Annotated in this window: 14 protein-coding genes, 6 tRNA genes, 1 pseudogene and 1 riboswitch; all 21 genes and pseudogenes read left to right on the forward strand. The window is 56.3% G+C overall.

Going from position 1 to position 20,105, the window contains the following annotated elements; translation table 11 throughout:
- Window positions 1–45 precede the first annotated feature (45 nt).
- The 21 genes and pseudogenes from QZR21_RS01490 (at window position 46) to QZR21_RS01590 (ending at window position 19,775) form a co-directional block, all read left to right on the forward strand.
- Complete coding sequence (locus QZR21_RS01490) at window positions 46–999, forward strand: NAD(P)H-dependent glycerol-3-phosphate dehydrogenase (RefSeq protein ID WP_296973412.1); 954 nt, start codon at window positions 46–48, stop codon at window positions 997–999.
- A gap of 155 nt (window positions 1,000–1,154) precedes the next feature.
- Window positions 1,155–1,706 (forward strand): annotated as a pseudogene (gene rsmD / locus QZR21_RS01495) (16S rRNA (guanine(966)-N(2))-methyltransferase RsmD); the annotation flags it as partial.
- Window positions 1,707–1,721: 15 nt separating this feature from the next.
- On the forward strand, window positions 1,722–2,210 hold the full coding sequence (coaD, locus tag QZR21_RS01500) for a pantetheine-phosphate adenylyltransferase (RefSeq protein WP_296973354.1): 489 nt from the start codon (window positions 1,722–1,724) through the stop codon (window positions 2,208–2,210).
- Between the two features lie 11 nt (window positions 2,211–2,221).
- A complete protein-coding gene (locus QZR21_RS01505) occupies window positions 2,222–2,725 on the forward strand; it encodes an ATPase (protein ID WP_296973356.1) in 504 nt (167 codons plus the stop codon).
- A gap of 70 nt (window positions 2,726–2,795) precedes the next feature.
- Entirely contained in the window at window positions 2,796–3,359 is a 564-nt protein-coding gene (locus tag QZR21_RS01510) for a ComEA family DNA-binding protein (protein ID WP_296973357.1), read from the forward strand.
- Window positions 3,356–5,116 carry a ComEC/Rec2 family competence protein gene (locus QZR21_RS01515; RefSeq protein WP_296973361.1) on the forward strand — a complete coding sequence of 587 codons (1,761 nt, stop codon included), beginning with the start codon at window positions 3,356–3,358 and terminating at the stop codon, window positions 5,114–5,116. The genes QZR21_RS01510 and QZR21_RS01515 overlap by 4 nt, the downstream gene beginning before the upstream one ends.
- The gene (locus QZR21_RS01520; protein ID WP_296973364.1) at window positions 5,083–5,610 is read left to right on the forward strand and encodes a hypothetical protein; all 528 of its coding nucleotides are present in this window, start codon (window positions 5,083–5,085) and stop codon (window positions 5,608–5,610) included. Before QZR21_RS01515 ends, QZR21_RS01520 begins: the two co-directional genes overlap by 34 nt.
- A complete protein-coding gene (holA, locus tag QZR21_RS01525) occupies window positions 5,607–6,620 on the forward strand; it encodes a DNA polymerase III subunit delta (RefSeq protein WP_296973367.1) in 1,014 nt (337 codons plus the stop codon). Before QZR21_RS01520 ends, holA begins: the two co-directional genes overlap by 4 nt.
- Complete coding sequence (locus QZR21_RS01530) at window positions 6,617–7,954, forward strand: VanW family protein (protein WP_296973372.1); 1,338 nt, start codon at window positions 6,617–6,619, stop codon at window positions 7,952–7,954. The genes holA and QZR21_RS01530 overlap by 4 nt, the downstream gene beginning before the upstream one ends.
- 269 nt (window positions 7,955–8,223) lie before the next feature.
- The gene (locus tag QZR21_RS01535) at window positions 8,224–11,931 is read left to right on the forward strand and encodes a PolC-type DNA polymerase III (RefSeq protein ID WP_296973374.1); all 3,708 of its coding nucleotides are present in this window, start codon (window positions 8,224–8,226) and stop codon (window positions 11,929–11,931) included.
- 302 nt (window positions 11,932–12,233) lie between these two features.
- Window positions 12,234–12,310: transfer RNA gene (locus tag QZR21_RS01540), tRNA-Val, on the forward strand.
- 32 nt (window positions 12,311–12,342) lie between these two features.
- Window positions 12,343–13,272 carry a DMT family transporter gene (locus QZR21_RS01545; protein ID WP_296973376.1) on the forward strand — a complete coding sequence of 310 codons (930 nt, stop codon included), beginning with the start codon at window positions 12,343–12,345 and terminating at the stop codon, window positions 13,270–13,272.
- A gap of 473 nt (window positions 13,273–13,745) precedes the next feature.
- The gene (gene lepA / locus QZR21_RS01550) at window positions 13,746–15,542 is read left to right on the forward strand and encodes a translation elongation factor 4 (protein WP_296973378.1); all 1,797 of its coding nucleotides are present in this window, start codon (window positions 13,746–13,748) and stop codon (window positions 15,540–15,542) included.
- Entirely contained in the window at window positions 15,535–16,671 is a 1,137-nt protein-coding gene (hemW, locus tag QZR21_RS01555; RefSeq protein WP_296973380.1) for a radical SAM family heme chaperone HemW, read from the forward strand. The genes lepA and hemW overlap by 8 nt, the downstream gene beginning before the upstream one ends.
- 659 nt (window positions 16,672–17,330) lie before the next feature.
- Complete coding sequence (gene alr / locus QZR21_RS01560) at window positions 17,331–18,431, forward strand: alanine racemase (protein ID WP_296973383.1); 1,101 nt, start codon at window positions 17,331–17,333, stop codon at window positions 18,429–18,431.
- Between the two features lie 232 nt (window positions 18,432–18,663).
- Window positions 18,664–18,739 (forward strand) — tRNA-Arg (locus QZR21_RS01565).
- Between the two features lie 100 nt (window positions 18,740–18,839).
- Complete coding sequence (locus QZR21_RS01570) at window positions 18,840–19,238, forward strand: hypothetical protein (RefSeq protein WP_296973386.1); 399 nt, start codon at window positions 18,840–18,842, stop codon at window positions 19,236–19,238.
- Window positions 19,239–19,421: 183 nt separating this feature from the next.
- Window positions 19,422–19,498 (forward strand) — tRNA-Asp (locus tag QZR21_RS01575).
- Between the two features lie 3 nt (window positions 19,499–19,501).
- A tRNA-Gly gene (locus tag QZR21_RS01580) sits at window positions 19,502–19,576 on the forward strand.
- Window positions 19,577–19,579: 3 nt separating this feature from the next.
- Window positions 19,580–19,653: transfer RNA gene (locus tag QZR21_RS01585), tRNA-Cys, on the forward strand.
- Window positions 19,654–19,686: 33 nt separating this feature from the next.
- Window positions 19,687–19,775 (forward strand) — tRNA-Leu (locus tag QZR21_RS01590).
- Between the two features lie 181 nt (window positions 19,776–19,956).
- A riboswitch (TPP riboswitch) is annotated at window positions 19,957–20,059 on the forward strand.
- Window positions 20,060–20,105: the final 46 nt, after the last annotated feature.

Below are 20,105 nucleotides of genomic sequence, written 5' to 3' on the forward strand. Positions count from 1 at the left end.
AAGGCGAACTGTCTATTTTCGCTAGCTTGTCAAATCGTGTTCTTGGTGCACCGGCATGATGACCTCATCATGTACTGCCGGAAACCGGCTACCGCCGATAAAATAAGGACCACCCGGGTGAATGAAGAATACCTCCCCGGCGCCCGGATCCCTGAAGTAGTCCGCATCACCAGCGACCTGGAAGAAGCGGTCAGGGGAGCAGGCTGCGTCATCATCTGCACCCCCTCCCAGGTGGTCCAGGAAATGGCCGCCCGCATCGCCCCCTGGCTCACGAAAGACGCCATCGTGGTCTGCGCCTCCAAGGGCCTCGCAGATAACGAAGGCCACCGCCTCTCCGAAGGCATTACGAAAGAAATCTCTTCCATCACGAAGAACATCGTCGCCCTCTCCGGACCGAACCACGCCGAAGAAGTGGGCATCGGCCTTCCCTGCGCCACCGTGGCGGCCTCCGAAGTGCCGAATGCTGTCCAGATGGTCCAGGACCTCTACATGAGCCCCGTCTTCCGGGTCTACCGGAGTGACGACATCCGGGGCGTAGAGTACGGCGGCGCCCTGAAGAACATTATGGCCCTGGCCTGCGGCGTCCTGGACGGCATCGGCCTCGGCGACAACTGCCGGGCTGCCCTCATGACCCGGGGCCTCGTGGAAATGACCCGGTTCGGCGTCCACTTCGGCGCGAAAATGACCACCTTCTTCGGCCTCTCCGGCATGGGGGACCTTGTCTGCACCTGCACCAGCATCCACAGCCGCAACCACCGCGCCGGCATGATGATGGCCAAAGGCATGACCGCCGACGACATCCAAAAGAGCACAAACATGGTGGTGGAAGGCATCCGCACCGCCCGCCTGGTCCATGAGATTGCCCTGAGAGAGCACATCGACATGCCCATCACCGAAGAAGTGTGCCACCTCATCAAAGGCGACCACAACGCCCGGGAAGCCCTGGAAATCCTCATGACCCGTGCCAAGAAAGCGGAATCCGAAACCTATCCTATGTGATGATGTAATAAAATATATAAAAGAAGAGGAAGCCCTCTCCGGCGCCTCTTCTTTTTATTTCCTATGACAGGATTTTTCACTTTCCTTTCCCCCTGTTTTTTCTATTTATGCTATAATGAAATCAAGTGTGATTTCAGTCACACCGTAAGGAGTTATCTATGAATATTATTGGTGGAAGCGCGAAAGGAACCGTCCTCGTCTCTCCCAATGGGAAGAATACGAGACCTACCCTGGGACGGGTGCGGGAAAGCGTCTTCAATGTACTGGCCAATGTGGGCATCCTGGAGACGAAGGTGCTGGACATCTTCGCCGGTACCGGTGCCATGGGGCTGGAAGCCCTGTCCCGGGGGGCGGCGGAAGCTGTCTTCATCGACAAGGTGACGGGCCCCATCATCCGGGAGAATGGCTCCCGCTGCCACATGGCGGACAGGATGAAAATCCTGAAAGGGGATGTATCTTCGTCCCTTCGTTCTTTACAGGGACAGCAGTTCGACTATATTTTTATGGATCCTCCCTACCGAAAGGGATATATCAATGAAGTGCTTGCCATGGTCTTCGCCCTGGGCCTTCCGGCGAAGGAAGCGGTGATCATCGCGGAGCACTCTGTATCAGAATCTCCGGATTTATCTCGTTTCCAGGAGCAGTGTACCCTGTGGAAAGAGAAAAAACTGGGAGCCATTGTAGTAAGCTACCTGCTCTGCAGGTAAACAGGAGTGTATGGAATGAAATTAGCAATCTGTCCGGGCAGCTTTGACCCGGTCACCTATGGTCATCTGGATATTATCAAAAGAAGCGCCTGCCTGGTGGATAAGCTCATTGTGGCGGCTTTCCTGAATCCCACGAAACATTACATGTTTTCCACGGAGGAACGGGTGGCCATGCTGAAGGAAGCGACGAAGGACATTCCCAATGTGGAAGTGGACGCCTTCGACGGACTCCTGAATGAATACGCAGCGAAGAAGCACTGCCACCTCCTGATCCGCGGACTGCGGGCTTTCAGTGACTTTGAATATGAATTCCAGCGGGCATTGATGCTGAAAAAGATCGATCCCACCCTGGAAACCGCATTCTTTATGACGGACGGCCGCTATTCTTATCTTTCTTCTACCGGCGTCCGGGAACTGGCCCATTTCAATGGGGATGTGACCCAGATGGTGCCGCCCTTTGTACAGGAAATGATCGAGAAGAAGATAAAATCTATGGAGAAATGAGGCTGCCTGTTATGGATACTAGAAAACTTCTTGAAGAATTGGAAAATGTAATTAATAATGCCAGCGAGGTTCCTTTCACCAATAAGAAAATGGTGGATAAGGATGAAGTGGAACGGCTCATCGATGCCATCAACCAGTCCCTGCCGAATGAACTGGAAAGCGCACGGCGCATCGTGGCCGACAAGGAACGGATCATGCTGGACGCTGAAAAGAAGGCAGAAGACACCGTGGCCCAGGCGAAGGACTATATCGCCCGGATCACCGAAGAGAGCGAACTGGTGAAGCAGGCCCAGGAACGGGCGAATGAAGTCATTTCTTCCGCCAACAAGTCCGCCGATGAACTGCGGACCAGCTCCGTCACCTACGCCACCGACGTGCTGAAGTACGTGGAAACGAACATGGAAAACGTGCTGGACAGCCTGAAAAAGAACCGCCAGAGCCTGATCGATTCCAATTCCGCCGCTGCCCGCCAGCAGCAGGAACAGCAGCAGTCCCAGGACAGCAGCAAGAAATAAGGGAGACCTTTTAAAAGAACAGTAACAAGGACGGTTTCTTCTATCGTGTAATCAACAGGGGGACAGGCCTATGGAAACAGATGGAAACAGGAGAAGGGTGAAACTTCTCTGCCTTTGCATCGCATTCCTGCTTTTGGGTTTGTCTCTTTTTGTATTGGATCCCTTTTCCCTCCGCCGGGAGGAAGTGCCGCCGGCGCTTGTAGAGACAGTGCAAACCGGTGGTGACCATTCCGGTAAGATTCTTGTCTATGTGGTGGGGGCTGTAAAAAATCCCGGGGTCTATGAGATTCCGGAGGGCAGCCATTTCTATGACGCCGTCAAAGCAGCAGGGGATGTACTGCCCTATGCGGATATGAATGCCGTGAACATGGCGGAGCCCGTGACGGAGAGCATGAAGATTTATGTTCCCCTGGATCCCTACCAGAGTGATCGGAGCGCGAAGGGCCTGGTCAATATCAATACCGCCGGCCAGAAGGAGCTGGAAACCCTGCCGGGAGTAGGGAAGGTGACAGCGGAGAAAATCATTACCTACCGGGAAGAACATGGGCAGTTCAGCCAGCTGGAAGACCTGAAGCATGTTCCCTCCATCAGCGATGGAAAATTTAAAAAACTGGCGGATAAGATTACCCTATGAACACAAGAACCCCTCTTCTCTGGAGTGCCCTGTGCCTGGCGCTGGGAATCATCCTTTACGATGGGATGCCTTCCTTTTGGATGCACCGGATATGGCTCATTCCGGGGCTGGGGGCCTTTTTTCCTCTCCTCCTGTGGAAGAGAGGGAAAAAGGAACTGCTTCTCCTGGGGGCGGTCCTCTTCCTTGTGGCCTGCGGTATGGGGCGGATGGCCCTGTCCGATGAAGCCTGGAGCCGGCAGTCTTCCTGGGCCGTAGGCAGCAGCGGACGGTGGACAGGCATTGTGAGGGAATCTCCCACGGTAAACCGGGAAGGAGAGCCCTATGCCCGGTATGCGGTGGAACTGGAAACCCTGCGCTATGATGACGGTGGGGAAAAGACCATCTCCGGCACCGCCTATATCTATGAAACGGATCCGAAAAAGCTCTATCGGGCGGGGGACCGGATTTCGGCTGCCGGAAAGATGACGGCGGTCCGTATTTATAAGAATCCCGGGAAAATCGACCTGGAAGGCCGGTACCGGAGCCAGCGGCTCCTGGGGCGGATTTATCCGGAAAAGGGAGAGACCCTCCATTTTTCCGGGGACAGCGGCGCTTTCCGCATCCAGCGGTGGGCGGAAGATATGAGAAATCGGATTTCCCATGCCTTCTCTCCCTACATGGATTCGGTGCGGCTGCACATTCTGGGAACATTGCTCTTCGGGGGCAATTACGGAGATATTCCGCAGTCCATCATGACGTCATTCTCCTCGACCGGTATTATTCATATTCTGTCAGTATCAGGGTCCCATGTGGCCCTGCTCTTCGGATTTCTCTATTTTCTGGGGAAATGGATACACCTGCCGGAAAAGGTGGTCATTTCTGCCTCCATTCTCTTGGTTCTTTTTTATTCGTTCCTCTCCGGCCTGGTGCCTCCGGTGATCCGGGCGGCGGCCATGGGGATTTTATCGGTGGGAGGAGTCTTCCTGGACCGGGAGAAATCGTCCCTGAACCTCTTGGGGGCCGCGGTGACAGGGATGCTGCTGTGGGATCCCTTCTACCTTTATGATGTAAGTTTCCAGCTTTCTGTTGGTGCTTCGGCGGGAATCCTCATTTTCTACCGGCCCCTGTCCCACTTTTTCAGCCGTTTTTCGCATCTGCCCCACTGGATCGGCGAGGGCATCGCCCTTTCCACGGCGGCCCAGGTGCTCACCATTCCTTTGGTGCTTTATGATTTCCATAGTTTTCCCCTCTATTTCATCCCCGCCAACCTTTTCGTGACGCCGGTATTGGAGTGGGTGATTATCGCAGGACTTCTGGCAGCGGTGCTGTCCTTTGTTTTCCTGCCCCTGGCCGGCGGGATCCTGCAGCTCGCCGATTATCTTCTGTGGTTTTCCATCCGCCTGAACCAGACCCTTTCCTCTCTCCCCGGAGCCTCCCTTCGGACAGGAGCCATGAGGGTCATGGAATCCTTCTTTACTACAGCACCGTCGGGATTCTTTATTTCAAAGACCATATTTTCCCCATGCCCCGGCGCCGTCTGGCAGCGGGAGGCTGCTGGTGCCTGCTGGCCCTGGGATGCCTGGTACTGTTCCTCTTTGCCCCTGAGGCCCGGCTCTATGCGCCGGAACTGGGGCCGGACCAGGGAGCCATCTTACTTTCCGGGGGCCGCAGGATTCTTTACTACCGGGGCGGCAGCATTCCTTCCCACACGTCGAACTGGGAATGGAATTCCCTCCTGGGCTACGTGGGCCTTACGGAGGCGGACCTGCTCATCCTGAACCTGGAAGAGGTGAAGGAGCCTATCCCCCTGTCCCTTTCCATCCCGGTCCGGGAAATCTGGGTGGCCGGGGGACCGGTGGAGAAAAAGGCGCCCCAGGTGCTGAAGGATTTCAGGGGCACCTTGAGAAATGTGAAATCCGCCCGTCTCACCATGGGAAACCTCAAAGCCCTCACCAATGGCAGCAGCTTTCTTCTGTCCGAAGGGGAGAGGGCGGTTTATTTCTCCGGCAGGAAAGGGCTCTCCCTGCCCTCGTTTCCGGAGCACACTCTGTGGGTGGCGGGGAACCGGAAGAACAGCATGGGCATCCCGGCCGAGGAAATCCGGCGGGTCCGGGGAGAAGCCATTATTTATGGAGGCAGCCGCCTCGCCTCCTCCTGGGAAGATGTGGATTTGTTTGAGGCGGAACAGTATCCCGCAGCCAATGTGTATGAAAAGGGCATGCAGGCTGCTTCGTTTCGCAGGGAATGGAAACTGGAAGGACATGATTTATGACATCCGGCACAATGAAGAAGAATAACTGCTGTTTCCTCTACGGCGATGACAGCGTTTCCGCCAATATTCGAAAGGATGGGCTCATCCGGGCCTATTTCCGGGGTCGGGAGCCGGATACTACCGTCTTCGACGGCAGCGGCACCTATGAGGAGTACCGGAACGCCCTGGAAGGGCAGTCCCTCTTCAGCACGGACACGGCGGTGGTCATCAAAAATCCGCCCATGCTGAAGCGGGCGGTGCACTCGGAAAAGGAAGAAAAGAAGCAGGCCGAATTCCTGGAGCTCCTGAAGGGCCTTCCTCCGGAGACCCTGGTGATCATCCTGCTGGAAGGGAAGCCGGACAAGAGGACGAAATTCGTGAAGGGTCTCCTGTCCCTCTGTTACAGCGAGGAAATCAGCCTCCTGAATCCCCGGGACGCCGCAGGCACCCTGATCCGCATGCTGGCGGACCAGGGGAAGCGGGTGGACTACGGGGCCCGGGAGTACCTGGAGACCGTCCTTTCTTCGTGGAATGAGATTTCCGCCCCCCTTCTCCAGACGGAATGTGATAAAATTGTGCTGATGTGCGGCAGCCGGGACACGGTGACACAGAAGCTTCTGGAAATCGCCCTGCCGGACTATATGAACCAGGGAATTTTCAAATTCACCGATGCCCTGCTGGACAGGAAGGCGGATGTGGTCCTTTCCAGCGCGGACCGGGTATTCACCGATATTCCCACCACCATTAAAAATCTCGGTTTCCTGTCGTCGAAATTCAGGAAAATCAAGATTCTCCATGAAATGGAAAGAAACCGGATCCCCGAGAAGGATATCCAGAAGGTCCTCGGCGTCCGGTCCTCCTGGATGTGGCGGAATATGAAGAACGAAGCCCGGAAGGTGAGCGAAGAGGAAGCGGAATGGTTCCTCCTCGAAATTTTTAAATACCAGATGAAGACGCGGCAGGGGGCCTCGGAAATGGAACTGAAGGACCTGCTTTTGAAATATTGTATGAAACGAAGGAATCGTCATTGAAGCTCAGGGTAAAACGGATAGCGGCCATGCTCTCACTGGCTGTCATAGTGGTGGGAGCAGGGGCTCCTTTTATTTGGGTCAAAGGGGACGCCGTCATCCCCGGGGTCTGGGTGAACGGGATCGCCGCCGGCGGGAAGACGCGGGCGGAACTGACGGAACTCTTCCGGCAGAAAAACGGAGACCTGGCGGGGGAGAAACTGGAACTTGCGAAGGATACGGCCCATGAAACGTGGACATTCCAGGAACTGGGCGTCCACTACGATGAAAAGAGCGTAGACGAAGCCATGGCCATCGGCCGCACCGGCAGCCTCCTGAACCGGTGGGAAGAGCGGTGGAAGGCCCTCCTCTCCGGCAAAGCAGCCCATGTGGAGGCGGCCTTTGACGAGAAGGCGGTGGACGGCAAAGTGGCCGCCCTCGTGGCGAAGTACGGGAAACCGGCGCAGAATGCCTATCCCCGTTTCCATAACGACGGCTCCATCACCTTCACCGAAGGGCGGCCGTACCTCAAGGTGGATGGAGACGCCCTGAAAGAGGACGTCCGGGAAACCCTGGCAGCGGGGGAGGGAAAGACCCTGGACATCCCGGCGTCGGATGAGAAAAAGCCGAATATGTCCGCCGCCGATGCGAAAGAAATCAACAGCATCCTGGGGAAATACACCACCCACTTCGGTCCCGACCGGAACCGGAGCAGCAATATTTCCCTGGCCGCCGAGAAGATCAGCGGTACCTACCTGAAGCCCGGAGCCGATTTCTCCTACAATGGCACCACCGGCTCCCGGTCCGCCGCCAATGGGTATAAAGAGGCGCCGGTCATTATCAATGGGAAACTGGAGCCCGGCAGCGGCGGCGGTGTATGCCAGGTGAGCTCCACCCTTTTCAATGCGGTGCTCCTCTCGGGCCTGGAAGTGACCCAGCGTACCAGCCATTTCTCGCCGGTATCCTACGTCCCCATAGGCCGTGACGCCACGGTGGCCGAAGGAATCATCGATTTCCGCTTCCGGAACCACCTGAAACACGGCATTTATATCTATACCGAATACGCACCGGGCTCTGTCACCGTCTTCATCCTGGGCAATAGGGAAGATAAACCGTCCTACGTGGATCTTTCCAAGACAAAGGACGACACCCTGCCCTTCAAGACGGTGAATAAAGTGGACCCCGCCCAGAAGGAAGACAAAAAGGTGGACGAAGGCCATGAAGGAAGAAATGTCACCATCAAACAGAGCGTCAAATGGGCCGACGGCCGGGTCTACCACGACCTCTTCGAGTCCGACTACGAAGCCGTAGACACGGTGGTCACCTATAAGAACCCGGACGATGTGCCGAAAGAGTAAATAGCATAAGGTCCAAATGGTGTATGGGGCTAAAGGTGGTGGGTCAGCATCGCTTCGCTTGCTGACCGGGTTGCAGGTGCTTCGCACCGGGGGCATAAGGTGATTCAGCCGCCAAAGGCGGCTATTGCTCCTTACGCCCCCGCTGGATGAGCGCAGCGACATCCAGCCACAACCCGGTCGGGCCAGCGAAGCAGCGCCCGACCTACAACCCTTAGCCCCATATAACACGTACGGGACGTCAATCATTTTCATTTATAAAGGAGTAAACCATGGGAAAATACCGTCTGCAGTCACGGAATCGGAATTCCGCCATCCCCATCATGGAGGTGGACACAGAATGCCGGGCCTGGTACATCAAAGCGGACCACAAAGAAGCCGCCATCAAAGCCCTCCAGGATATGGGGAAAGAAATCCTTTCCATTGAGACCATCTATATCAATGGGGACGACGTGACGGACGAAGTGTTCTCCAAAATCGCCATGAACCAGGGACAACCCCAGGGAGTGCCCCTGGCTTCCGCACCGAAAGCACCGGAAGCGCCGGCGTCCTATGCCGGCTTCGGCGGGGAAGAGATTCCCCTGCCCGATGAGGAGCCCATGGAAAACTATGCCCTCCCGCCCGACAATATTTCCCTGCCCTCCCTGGATTCCATAGAGCAGGCGGCGTCCCGGCCGGAAGAGCCGCCGCTGCCGGAGGCGCCGGAAATGGACATGCCCGATATCCTGCCATCCCTTTCCAGCGTGCTCCCCAAGAGCGCCTTCACCGCCTCCCCTTCGGGCAAGGCGAAAAAGGGCGGCCCCACGAATGGCATTTTCATCGGCAGGAAACATATTTCCGGGGACCCCGTGGACATCAGGACCATCACCGACGAGGCAGATGGCGTCATCTTCACGGGCACCGTCATCAATGCGGAGGTCCGGGAACTCCGGAGCAAGAAGAAGCTCTTCATCATGAGCCTGGCCGATGAGACGAACGGCATTGCCTGCAAGAAATTTTTCGACAAGCCCGAAGAAGCATCGGCGGTGGAGTCCCTGAAGCCCGGCACCGTGGTGAAAGTGCGGGGGAACGTGCGGTTCGACAAGTATACGAACGGCCTCACCCTGGAAATCCAGCAGATGGAGAAGGGGGAAGCCCAGGTCATCGACCACGAAGACAATTATCCTACGCCAAGGGTGGAGCTCCATCTCCATACGAAGATGAGCCTCGACGGCCTTATCGATAACGAAGAAATCATCAAGACCGCTGCCAAGTGGCACCATCCCGCCGTGGCCATCACGGACCATGGGGTCATCCAGGCCTTTCCGAAAATCCAGGACCTGGCGGAGAAATACCACCAGAAGGTCATTTACGGCATGGAAGGGTACATGATCGACAAGATCCCGGAGAACCCGGACACCGACCGGCAGCAGTACAACCACATCATCATCCTGGCGAAGAACATCACCGGCCTGCGCAACCTCTACCGCATGGTGACCCTGTCCCACCTGAAGTACTACCGGAAGCGGCCCCTTATCCCGAAGCCCATACTGGAAGAATTCCATGAAGGCCTCATTTACGGCTCCGCCTGCGTGATGGGCGAATTTTTCCGGGCCGTGCTGAAGGGGGAAAGCGACGAAGAACTGATCAAAAAGGCGAAGTTCTACGATTACCTGGAAGTGCAGCCCCTGGGAAACAATGAATTCCTCATCAACGAAGACAAGTTCGGAAATGTGAATTCGAAAAAGGACCTGGAGGACCTGAACCGGAAGGTCATAGAAATCGGGGAAAAGGCGGGACGTCCGGTCTGTGCTACCTCCGACGCCCACTACATGTTTGCCGAAGACCAGCGGAACCGGGACATCCTCCTTTCCAACTGGGAAAAGCCGGGGAAAATCGAATCCCATCCCCCCGTCTACATCCGCACCACCCAGGAAATGCTGGATGAATTTTCCTACCTCCCCAAGGAAAAGGCCATCGAAATCGTCATTACCAATACCAGGAAAATCGCAGAGCAGTGCGAAGTGCTGAAGCCTCTGGCGGAAGAATGGAAGTCCTACAACCCGAAAATCGCCGGCGCCGATGACAAGCTGGTGAAAATGTGCTACGACAATGCCCACGCCATTTACGGGGACCCTCTGCCGAAAATCGTGGAGGACCGGCTCACCCTGGAACTGACGCCGATCATCAAGCACGGCTACGGCGTACTGTACTACATCGCCCATAAGCTGGTGAAGCACTCCAACGACCGGGGCTACCTCGTAGGTTCCCGAGGATCCGTAGGCTCCTCCTTCGTTGCCACCATGTCCGGCATTACGGAAGTAAATCCGCTGCCGCCCCATTACGTGTGCCCCAAGTGCCACTGGACCCAGTTCTTCACCGACGGCTCCGTAGGCGGCGGCTTCGACCTGCCCGACAAGAAATGTCCGAAATGCGGCACCCCGCTCCATAAGAACGGCCACAACATTCCGTTCGCCGTATTCCTGGGCTTCGACGGGGACAAGGTCCCTGATATCGACCTCAATTTCTCCTCCGGCGACGACCAGGGCGTGGCCCACAAGTACACCGAAGAACTCTTCGGCCGGGACAACGTATTCCGGGCCGGTACCATCGCCGGCATCCAGGACAAGACGGCCTACGGTTTCGTGAAAAAATACGCCGAAAACCGGGGCCTCTCGTTCAATGATATTTTCATAGAAAAACTGTCTGCCGGTGTGGCAGGCGTGAAACGGACCACCGGCCAGCACCCGGCGGGCATCATGGTATGCCCGAGGGATATGGACATCCACAATTTCACGCCCCTCCAGTACGCGGCGAACAAGAAATACCTGAAAGACGAAGAGGGAAACCAGATTCCCGGCACCATCACCACCCACTTCGATTACCACTCCATTTCCGGCCGTATGCTGAAACTGGATATTCTGGGCCACGATGATCCGAAGGTGATCCGCATGCTCCAGGACATCACCGGCATCGACCCCATGACCATTCCCTTCGACGACAAGAAGACCCTGTCCCTCTTTTCCTCCACCGAAGCCCTGGGCATTACCCCCCAGCAGCTGGCATCGGTCATCGGAAACAAGGGGGTTACCGTAGGGGCCCTGGGGCTCCCGGAATACGGCACCCCCTTCGTTCGGGGCATGCTGGAAGATACGAGGCCGAAGAACTTTTCCGAGCTTGTACGAATTTCCGGTTTTTCCCACGGCACCGATGTGTGGCTAAATAACGCCCAGGACCTCATCAAGAACGGCACCGTAAAACTGGAAGACGCCATTTCCACCCGAGACGACGTGATGAACTACCTCATCCACCACGGGGTGAAGCCCCTCACTGCCTTCAAGGTCATGGAAAACGTCCGTAAAGGGAAGGGCCTGGAAAAGAACGGCTCCAACAACCGGGCGGAGCTGGACGCCGCCCACATTCCCCAATGGTTCATCGATTCCTGCCTCAAGATTGGCTACCTCTTTCCGAGGGCCCACGCCGTGGCCTACGTTATGATGGCCTTCCGCATCGCCTGGTTCAAGGTGTACCAGCCCCTGGCCTACTACGCCGCCTACTTCACCATCCGCGCCGAAGGCTCCTTCAATGCGCCGGTGATCCTCCGGGGCCTGGAGTCCCAGAAACAGGAACTGGCCCGCATCGCCTCCCTGGAACACCCCACGGCCGTGGAAAAGGGCAACGCCACGGTCATCGAAGTGGCGGCGGAAATGTACCTCCGGGGCCTGGAATTCCTGCCCATCAGTCTTGAGAAGTCCGACGCCTCCGAATTCAAGATGGAAGACGGGAAACTCCGCCCTCCCTTCAACTGCATCCCCGCCCTGGGAGACGCGGTGGCCAAGGAAATCGTAAAAGCAAGGGACGAGCACCGCTTCACCTCCAAGGAAGACCTGAAGAAACGGGGCAAAGTAAGCCAGTCTATCATCGATACCATGGACGACATGGGCATCCTGAAAGACCTGCCGGAAGAAGAGCAGATGTCGCTGTTCTCGTTTGAGTATTGAGTGTGACAGCGGAACGGATGAATGGGGCTAAAGGTGGTGGGTGAACATCGCTTCGCTCGTTCACCGGGTTGTGGGCGCTTCGCGCCAGGGTCGTAAGGTGAATCTGCCGCCGAAGGCGGCCTTTGCACCTTATGCCCCCGCTGCGCCAAGGCGTCAGCCTTGGCAGGCAGCCACCACCCGGCCGGGCCAGCGAAGCGGCGGAAGGCCCACAACCCTTAGCCCCATTTATACGTATGGCATACCTTCCATCACAATGCTCTTGCATAAATTCTCCATCCCATGATATAATTGCATTAACATTCGGGGTTATAGCTCAGTTGGTCAGAGCGCTTCGTTGACATCGAAGAGGTCTTTGGTTCGAATCCAAATAGTCCCACCAGAATTCATAACCCGCCGAAGAGGCGGGTTTTTGTGTTTTCAGAAATCCGGAAAGAAGGGGAGTCCATGAAAGCGTTTGCAGTGCTCATGGTATTGATTGCCGGCACCATGTGGGCCGGCTGCGGCCTGGCGGCCCAGGACTTCTTCCGAAAAAGCGCGCTGGACTCCATGGACCTCACGGTATTCCGTATGTTCTCCGCCGGGTTCATCATGTTCTGCGTCTGCAACATCCGGGGTCAATGGAAACCGGCCATCCGGGAAATGAAGAAAAGGCCCGTCCTCTGGCTGGGCCTTATTTTCTACGGCATCGTGGGGCTCATGCTCATGCATTACACCTACTTCGCCTCCATCGCCGCCGGCAATGCCGCCGCCGCCACGGTGATCCAGTACACCTGCCCCGCCATCGTTATCATCTGGGTGTCCCTCCGGCATCGCCGGTTTCCCGGGAAAGGGGAGCTCACGGCAGTGATTCTTGCTATTGCCGGCGTCTTCCTACTCGTCACCGGCGGCGATATCCATAAAATCGCCGTACCGGCGGACTGCGTATACCTGGGCCTGGTATCCGCCTTCTTCTTCGCTGTCTGCGCGGTGTATCCGAAACACCTCATGGGCATCCTGGACAACTCCTTCATTCTCACCATCGGCATGTTCACCGGCGCCATAGCGGCGTGGCTGGTGGACCCGGTCACCGACTTTTCCGGCTTCTTTGCCAGGGACGTCCTCTTCGACTCCATCTGGATCGTCGTCTGCGGCACCGTGGTGGCCTTCACCTGCTACAACGCCGGCCTCCACTACCTCAGCGAATCCCAGGCCTCCGTCACCGCCACCGTAGAACCGGCGGTGTCCGTCATCGCCTCCCTCTTCCTCTTCAACGTCCGCTTCGACTGGCTCCAGGCCATAGGCATCATCATGGTCCTCCTTGCCATAGCGGCGCCGGGGATTATAGGGAAGAAAGGGGAGTAGAGGACAGGCCCAGGTCTAGGTCTAGATCTAGATCTAGGTCTAGGTCTACAGCGGCTCCGCCGCATGATGGCCCATACATTCAAGTGACTCTACCCACATAAACCGTGCCCCCTTGGAGAAGGGGGCAGCCCAAAGGGCGGGGGATGGATCCGCCTCAGAGAGGCGGGACCTGCAAAGCAGGGGATGGAGGTAAAACAGAAAGTGAGAAAATCCATCAGAATCCCTCTGTCTGCTGGCGCAGACATTCCAGGGGTACTGTTAACCGCAGCTCCGCTGCAGGGGGTGTATCAAAATGCGGCGCTTCCCAATTTGTGCGCCGCCACCACCATTCCTAATTCCTAATTCCTCATTAATTCTCCTCGATCTCAATCTCGATCTCAGTCTCAGCCTCAGTCCCATTTCCCTTTACGCTTCTTTCCCTCTTATAGTACAATAGAGCAGATGAAAATTTTGCATTATATACAGGAGCACCTATGGATACAGAACATATCAGAAACTTTTCAATTATCGCCCACATTGACCATGGGAAATCCACCCTGGCAGACCGGCTCATTGAGCTCACCGGTACCGTGAAGAAAAGGGACATGGAAGCCCAGATCCTGGACACCATGGACCTGGAGCGGGAGAGGGGCATCACCATCAAGGAGCAGTCGGTGCGGCTCATGTACAAGTACGAGGACGGCGACACCTACGAGCTGAACCTCATCGACACCCCAGGGCATGTGGACTTCAATTACGAAGTGTCCCGGAGCCTTTCCGCCTGCGAAGGGGCCATTCTCATCATCGACGCCACCCAGGGGGTCCAGGCCCAGACCCTGGCCAACGTGTACCTGGCTTTGGACCACGACCTGGAAATCATTCCGGTCATCAATAAGATCGACCTTCCCAGCGCCGACATTGACCGGGTGAAGAAGGAAGTGGAAAATATCATCGGCCTCGACATGTCCGATGCCATCCCCGTTTCCGCCAAAACCGGCCAGAACGTGGAGGAAGTGCTGAAGCGCATCGTGGAGCAGGTACCGCCGCCTCCGGATAATTCGAAGAAGCCCCTGCGCTGCCTCATTTTCGATTCCATTTTCGATTCCTATAAAGGGGCCATTGCCTATGTCCGGGTGATGGACGGGGAAATCAGGCCGGGCATGAACATCCGCATGATGGCTTCCGGCAAGGTGTATACGGTGACGGAAGTGGGCTATTTCTCGCCGCTCCCGAAGCCCACCGACGTCCTCACCTGCGGCTCCGTGGGCTACGTGGCCGCCAGCATCAAAAACGTCCAGGACTGCGAAGTGGGGGATACCATCACCACCGCTGAAAACGGCGCCGCCGAAGCCCTGCCGGGATACCGGAAGGCCCTGCCCATGGTGTTCTGCGGCATGTACCCCATCGACAGCAAGGACTATGACAACCTGAAGGAAGCCCTGGAAAAGCTGCAGCTCAACGATGCGGCCCTGGAATTCCAGCCCGAAACCTCCCAGGCCCTGGGATTCGGTTTCCGCTGCGGTTTCCTGGGACTCCTCCACATGGACGTGGTCCAGGAACGGCTGGAACGGGAGTACCACCTGAAGCTCATCACCACGGCGCCCTCCGTCATTTACCATGTATACAAAACCGACGGCACCATGGTGCCCGTGGACAATCCGGCGGAACTGCCGCCTATGACGAAGATCGAGCACATCGAAGAACCGGTGGCCAAAGTGAGCATCCTCGTCCCCTCCACCATGGTGGGGAACGTGATGGAACTGGTCCAGAACCGCCGGGGGGTCTTTGAAAATATGGAATACCTCGATGAGACGCGGGTGGACCTCACCTACCACGTGCCCCTTTCGGAAATCATCTTCGATTTCTTTGATAAGCTGAAATCCTGCACCAAGGGCTACGCCTCCCTGGACTACCAGGTCGACGGCTACCAGAAGACGGACGCCGTGAAGCTGGATATCCTCCTGAACGGGGACCTGGTGGATGCCCTGTCCATCATCGTCCACCGGAGCAATGCCCCCGCCCGGGGCCGGGCCCTGGCGCTGAAGCTGAAGGACATCATCCCGAGGCAGCAGTTCGAAGTGCCCATCCAGGCGGCCATCGGCAGCAAGATCATCGCCCGGGAAACCATCAAGGCCTACAAGAAGGACGTGCTGGCCAAGTGCTATGGCGGCGACGTGACCCGTAAGAAGAAACTCCTGGAAAAGCAGAAAGAAGGGAAGAAGCGCATGAAGCAGGTGGGCAGCGTGGAAATCCCCCAGGAAGCGTTTATGGCGGTCCTGAAAGATGACTGACCTGGGATTATACATTCATATACCCTTCTGTAGAAGCCGCTGTGATTACTGCGGCTTCTATTCGATTGGACGGCAGCCGGATGACCGCTTCGTGGAAGCCCTCCGGAAGGAAATGGAAATGAGAAGCCCCGCCTTTGCCGAAAGGACCTGCGACACCCTCTACCTGGGCGGCGGCACACCGTCCTCCCTCACCGAAGACCAGCTGGAACGGGTCATGGAAGGGGTAAGGCAACATTTCCACATTTCCGACACCGCCGAAATTACCATGGAAATGAACCCCTGCGACATGACGGAGTCCTATCTGGAAAACGCAAAGGCCCTGGGCATCAACCGCATTTCCATCGGTGTCCAGAGCCACGACGACCGTCTCCTTCGAGCCATCGGCCGCCTCCACAGCGCGTCGGACGCGGAAAAGGCGGTAAAAAGGGCCTATAAAGCCGGATTTCACAACATGAGCATCGACCTCATGTACGAACTGCCGGGGCAGACCGTGGAGGATTTCCGGAAATCCCTCCTCTGGGCGGTGCACCTTCCCATTACCCACGTCTCCGTGTACAGCCTTATCCTGGAAGAGGGGACGCGGTTCAAGCAGCTGGCAGACCGGGGCGCACTCCCGAGGCCCACGGAAAACGACAGCTGGCTCATGTACCGGGACATGTGCCGGATCCTTCCGCACTACGGCTTCGAACGGTACGAAATCTCGAGCTTTGCCCGGAAAGGCTTCCGCAGCCGGCACAACCGGAAGTACTGGGAGCTCAAAGACTACCTGGGCCTCGGCCCCGCCGCCGCCTCCCGCATCGGAAGACAGCGGTTCGAAGTAAGCCCCGGCGTCCGGCTCTACGAAAAAGAACTGCTCACCGGAAACCCGCCGCCCATGGAAGTGGAAAACCTCACAGAAAAGGATGAAATGGAGGAGTACTGCTTCCTCCACCTCCGCATGAAAGAAGGCATCCCCCTGGACGACTTCGCCCGCCGCTACGGAGAAGACATCCGCTACTGGTACGGCGATAAAATCACCATGCTGGAAAAACAGCACCTCCTGAAAGAAGAAAACCGCCGCCTCTTCTTCACCTTCCACGGCGCCGCCCTGGGCAACTACGTATTCGAACAGTTCCTGAGAGACGAATAGGGGAGGCAGCGGCATGCGCACGGGTGGGGCCTTGAGCCTTCAGCCTTGAGCTGCCAGGCCCTGCGGGCCAAGTGACAAATGGATAAGTGTGCGGCTACACATGCGGGGGCATTTAGCTGTTAGCTTCCAGCAGCTTGAAATGTCGGTCAGCCTGCGGCGCACCCGACAGCTAACCTCCGTCTGCTTCGCAGCCACCTCCTTCCCAAGGAAGGAGGCTAACGATCCGCGGCTTCGCCGACGATGGAATCCTAAAGACTCTGCACAAATAACGTGAAATTGACACAGCACGAGGCTCCTTCCTCGGGAAGGAGCTGCCCACGGGGCTGAGGTTAGCTTATGGGAACTGATGGGACCCGGTCCGCAGGGCCTGTGCAGCTGAAGGCTCAAGGCCCCGCTCGTTCGCACGCACCGCCAGCCTGCCCGGCGCCGCAGGCGTATGTCCTCGATCTCGAACTCGGCCTCGATTTCATCCATACCACCATTCCTCATTCCTGATTCCTAATTCCTAATTTTTCATTTCCCCTTTCCTTTTTCCCTCGGTTGGATTATTATAAGAGTATCCACAATTTCACAAGAAAAAGGAAGCACTGCGGCTTCGGGGACGGGAAATCCCGTGCCCCTCTGCCGGGGTGCCTTTTTTATTGGAGGGAGAATTTGTTATGCCAGTTTCTTACATGGAAATCAATCTGAATGCACTTCGTCACAATCTGAGAGTGATCCGCCAGCACCTGCCGAAAGAGGTGAACGTACTGGCCGTGGTGAAAGCCAATGCCTATGGCCATGGCGTCGTGGAAACACTCCGCATTGCCATGGAAGAAGGATACACCGCTGCCGCCGTGGCAAGAGTAGAAGAGGGCGCCGAACTCCGGAGAGCCGGATTTACCTGCCCCATGTACGTCCTGGGCCTTCCGCTGCCGGAAGACATGCTCATGGGCGTAAAATACGACCTCACCCTGCCGGTGGATGACACCGTGGACCTGGATGCCTTCGAAGACATCGCCAAAGGCGCCGGAAAGACCGTAGAAGTCATGATGCCTATCGATACGGGCATGAACCGTATCGGCACCCATCCTGAAGACGTGCCGGCGTTCCTGGAAAAGCTGTCCCACTATCCCCACCTGCACCTCCATGGCACCTGGACCCACATGGCCACTGCCGACTGCAAAGACAAGTCCGCAGCCTTGAAACAGCTGGACCGCTTCGATGAAGCCATCGCCAAAATGCCGGTGGACGACAAATTCGTCATTTCCTCCGCCAACAGCGCCGGTGTCATTGATATTCCCAGAAGCTGGCACAACCTGGCCCGTCCGGGCATCATCATCTATGGACCCCAGCCCTCTGACGAAATGGAAAACAAACTGGACCTCCAGTACGTCATGCGCATCGTGAGCCACGTCACCCACGTACAGACCCTCCATAAGGGCGAAGCCATCGGCTACGGCGGTACCTTCGTGGCAGACAGGGACATGAAGACCGCCACCGTCCCCATCGGCTACGCCGACGGCTATCCCCGCTGCCTTTCCAATAAGGGAGCCGTCCTCATCGGAGGCAAACGGTGCCCCATCATCGGCCGCATCTGCATGGACCAGTTCATGGTGGCTGTAGATGACACCGTAAAACCGGGAGACGAAGTCATCCTCATGGGCAAACAGGGAGATGGGGAAATCACCCTAGACGAAGTGGCTAAGACCGCCGGCACCATTCCCCACGAAATCACCTGCGACCTGAAGAGAATCCCGAGAGTGTTTGTAGAAAAGTGATTCATCTGCAGCGATGATGGGCAGCTGGGTGCCCTGCATAGGGGTGGGGCACCCAGCTTCTCGACAGCCTGCGGCATGAAAATGGACGGAATCATCTAAAGGAAGCGCCGCAGGTGGACCAGCTTTTTGGGCAGCTGGGATGCTCTACAGGTATACACGCCGCTCATTCGCCGTACTGCGTAAATACCCTCTTCCCATTCCGGATGAGATATGCTATAATACCATTTGTTAAGCGTCTATAGCTCAGTGGATAGAGCACTGGTCTCCGGAACCAGGTGTCGAGAGTTCGAATCCCTCTAGACGCACCAGAATAAACAAAGCCTCATGCCCGAATCGGGATGAGGCTTTTTTGAACCGTTACTTTTCCTCTATATATACCGGATACCGGCAGATGCCGCAGGAGGCACTATGGACGAATTCAATTTTCTTTTTCTGGCCCTTGGCCTTCTCATGACCCTTTGGAGCTGGAAAGCATCGGGAAAGGGAGAAAGCTCCGTCTCTTATCCTGCCTGGTACAAGGCTCTGCGGCTTTTCTGCCTTGCGGTGATATTCCTGCCCTGCCTGCTGCTCACGGTTATGGAACCGGTGCCGGAGGAGATCCTGAATTATGCGGTGGATGGAGAAATCCTGGCCTTCCTGGTGCTTGTCATGGTGCCGGTGAAAGCGGGAAAGAAGAAGCCCCTCCATCAGCTGTCGGAGGAAGAGCAGAAACGCCGGAGGAGGACGGAGCGGCAGAAGGCGGTTCTCCTGGGAGCGGCGGTGACGGTACTCATGTGGATTGCTTTCCTTTACTTCATCCACCACTGATCTGTCTTTGGCATCACATTTTTTATAAAATGAAAAAATATCCGGATTTCCATGTTCTATCCTGCCTCCGGATATCTTTCTTTTTCTCCCCTATTCTCCCTATTTCACAGGGAAATCCCCTGTTCTTACAGAAGCTTGACAAAAGAGGAAAATATGGGTATACTATTCAAGTAACTTACATGCGGCCCGGTGGTGTAGTGGTCTAACATGCCGCCCTGTCACGGCGGAGATCGTCAGTTCAAATCTGATCCGGGTCGCCATGTGCGGAAGTAGCTCAGTGGTAGAGCACAACCTTGCCAAGGTTGGGGTCGCGGGTTCGAGTCCCGTTTTCCGCTCCATATGGCGGCATAGCCAAGCGGTAAGGCAGAGGTCTGCAAAACCTTTATCCCCAGTTCGATTCTGGGTGCCGCCTCCATATCTTAACTATGACAACCTTATATATATACCTGCCGGGGTGGCGGAACTGGCAGACGCAAGGGACTTAAAATCCCTCGAATCGTGAGATTCGTACCGGTTCGATTCCGGTCCTCGGCACCATATAGAATTTACAGTTGAAACGAGATGTTTCAACTTTTTTATTTGGTGAGTTTGGATCAAAGCGACGCAGTCCGGACGTCTTTTATGATATCCGGCAGCTGGAAGCCCCGCTTCCGGTGGCTCTGTTCGTAAACATGCGATAATACCCACTTTGGCACTTTTCTGTTTCCATGGTATAATAAGCTCATGCTGGGGGAGTCCTGGAGTGAGGACTGAGAGGAGCAATCCGACCCTTTGAACTTGATGCGGATCATACCGACGGAAGGAAGCAGGAAGATTTGGCTTTGAGAGTCCCCAGCGGGGGCTCTTTTTATTTTGCATTTTTACAGG

This window comes from uncultured Dialister sp. (assembly GCF_900541605.1).
Lineage (GTDB): Bacteria > Bacillota > Negativicutes > Veillonellales > Dialisteraceae > Dialister.

Excerpts from the sequence above, each read along its gene's own strand:
- alr (WP_296973383.1), top strand. The coding sequence starts at position 17,331 with ATGCCAGTTTCTTACATGGAAATCAATCTGAATGCACTTCGTCACAAT.
- QZR21_RS01515 (WP_296973361.1), top strand. The coding sequence starts at position 3,356 with ATGAACACAAGAACCCCTCTTCTCTGGAGTGCCCTGTGCCTGGCGCTG.
- hemW (WP_296973380.1), top strand. The coding sequence starts at position 15,535 with ATGACTGACCTGGGATTATACATTCATATACCCTTCTGTAGAAGCCGC.
- holA (WP_296973367.1), top strand. The coding sequence starts at position 5,607 with ATGACATCCGGCACAATGAAGAAGAATAACTGCTGTTTCCTCTACGGC.
- lepA (WP_296973378.1), top strand. The coding sequence starts at position 13,746 with ATGGATACAGAACATATCAGAAACTTTTCAATTATCGCCCACATTGAC.
- QZR21_RS01535 (WP_296973374.1), top strand. The coding sequence starts at position 8,224 with ATGGGAAAATACCGTCTGCAGTCACGGAATCGGAATTCCGCCATCCCC.
- QZR21_RS01510 (WP_296973357.1), top strand. The coding sequence starts at position 2,796 with ATGGAAACAGATGGAAACAGGAGAAGGGTGAAACTTCTCTGCCTTTGC.
- QZR21_RS01570 (WP_296973386.1), top strand. The coding sequence starts at position 18,840 with ATGGACGAATTCAATTTTCTTTTTCTGGCCCTTGGCCTTCTCATGACC.
- QZR21_RS01505 (WP_296973356.1), top strand. The coding sequence starts at position 2,222 with ATGGATACTAGAAAACTTCTTGAAGAATTGGAAAATGTAATTAATAAT.
- coaD (WP_296973354.1), top strand. The coding sequence starts at position 1,722 with ATGAAATTAGCAATCTGTCCGGGCAGCTTTGACCCGGTCACCTATGGT.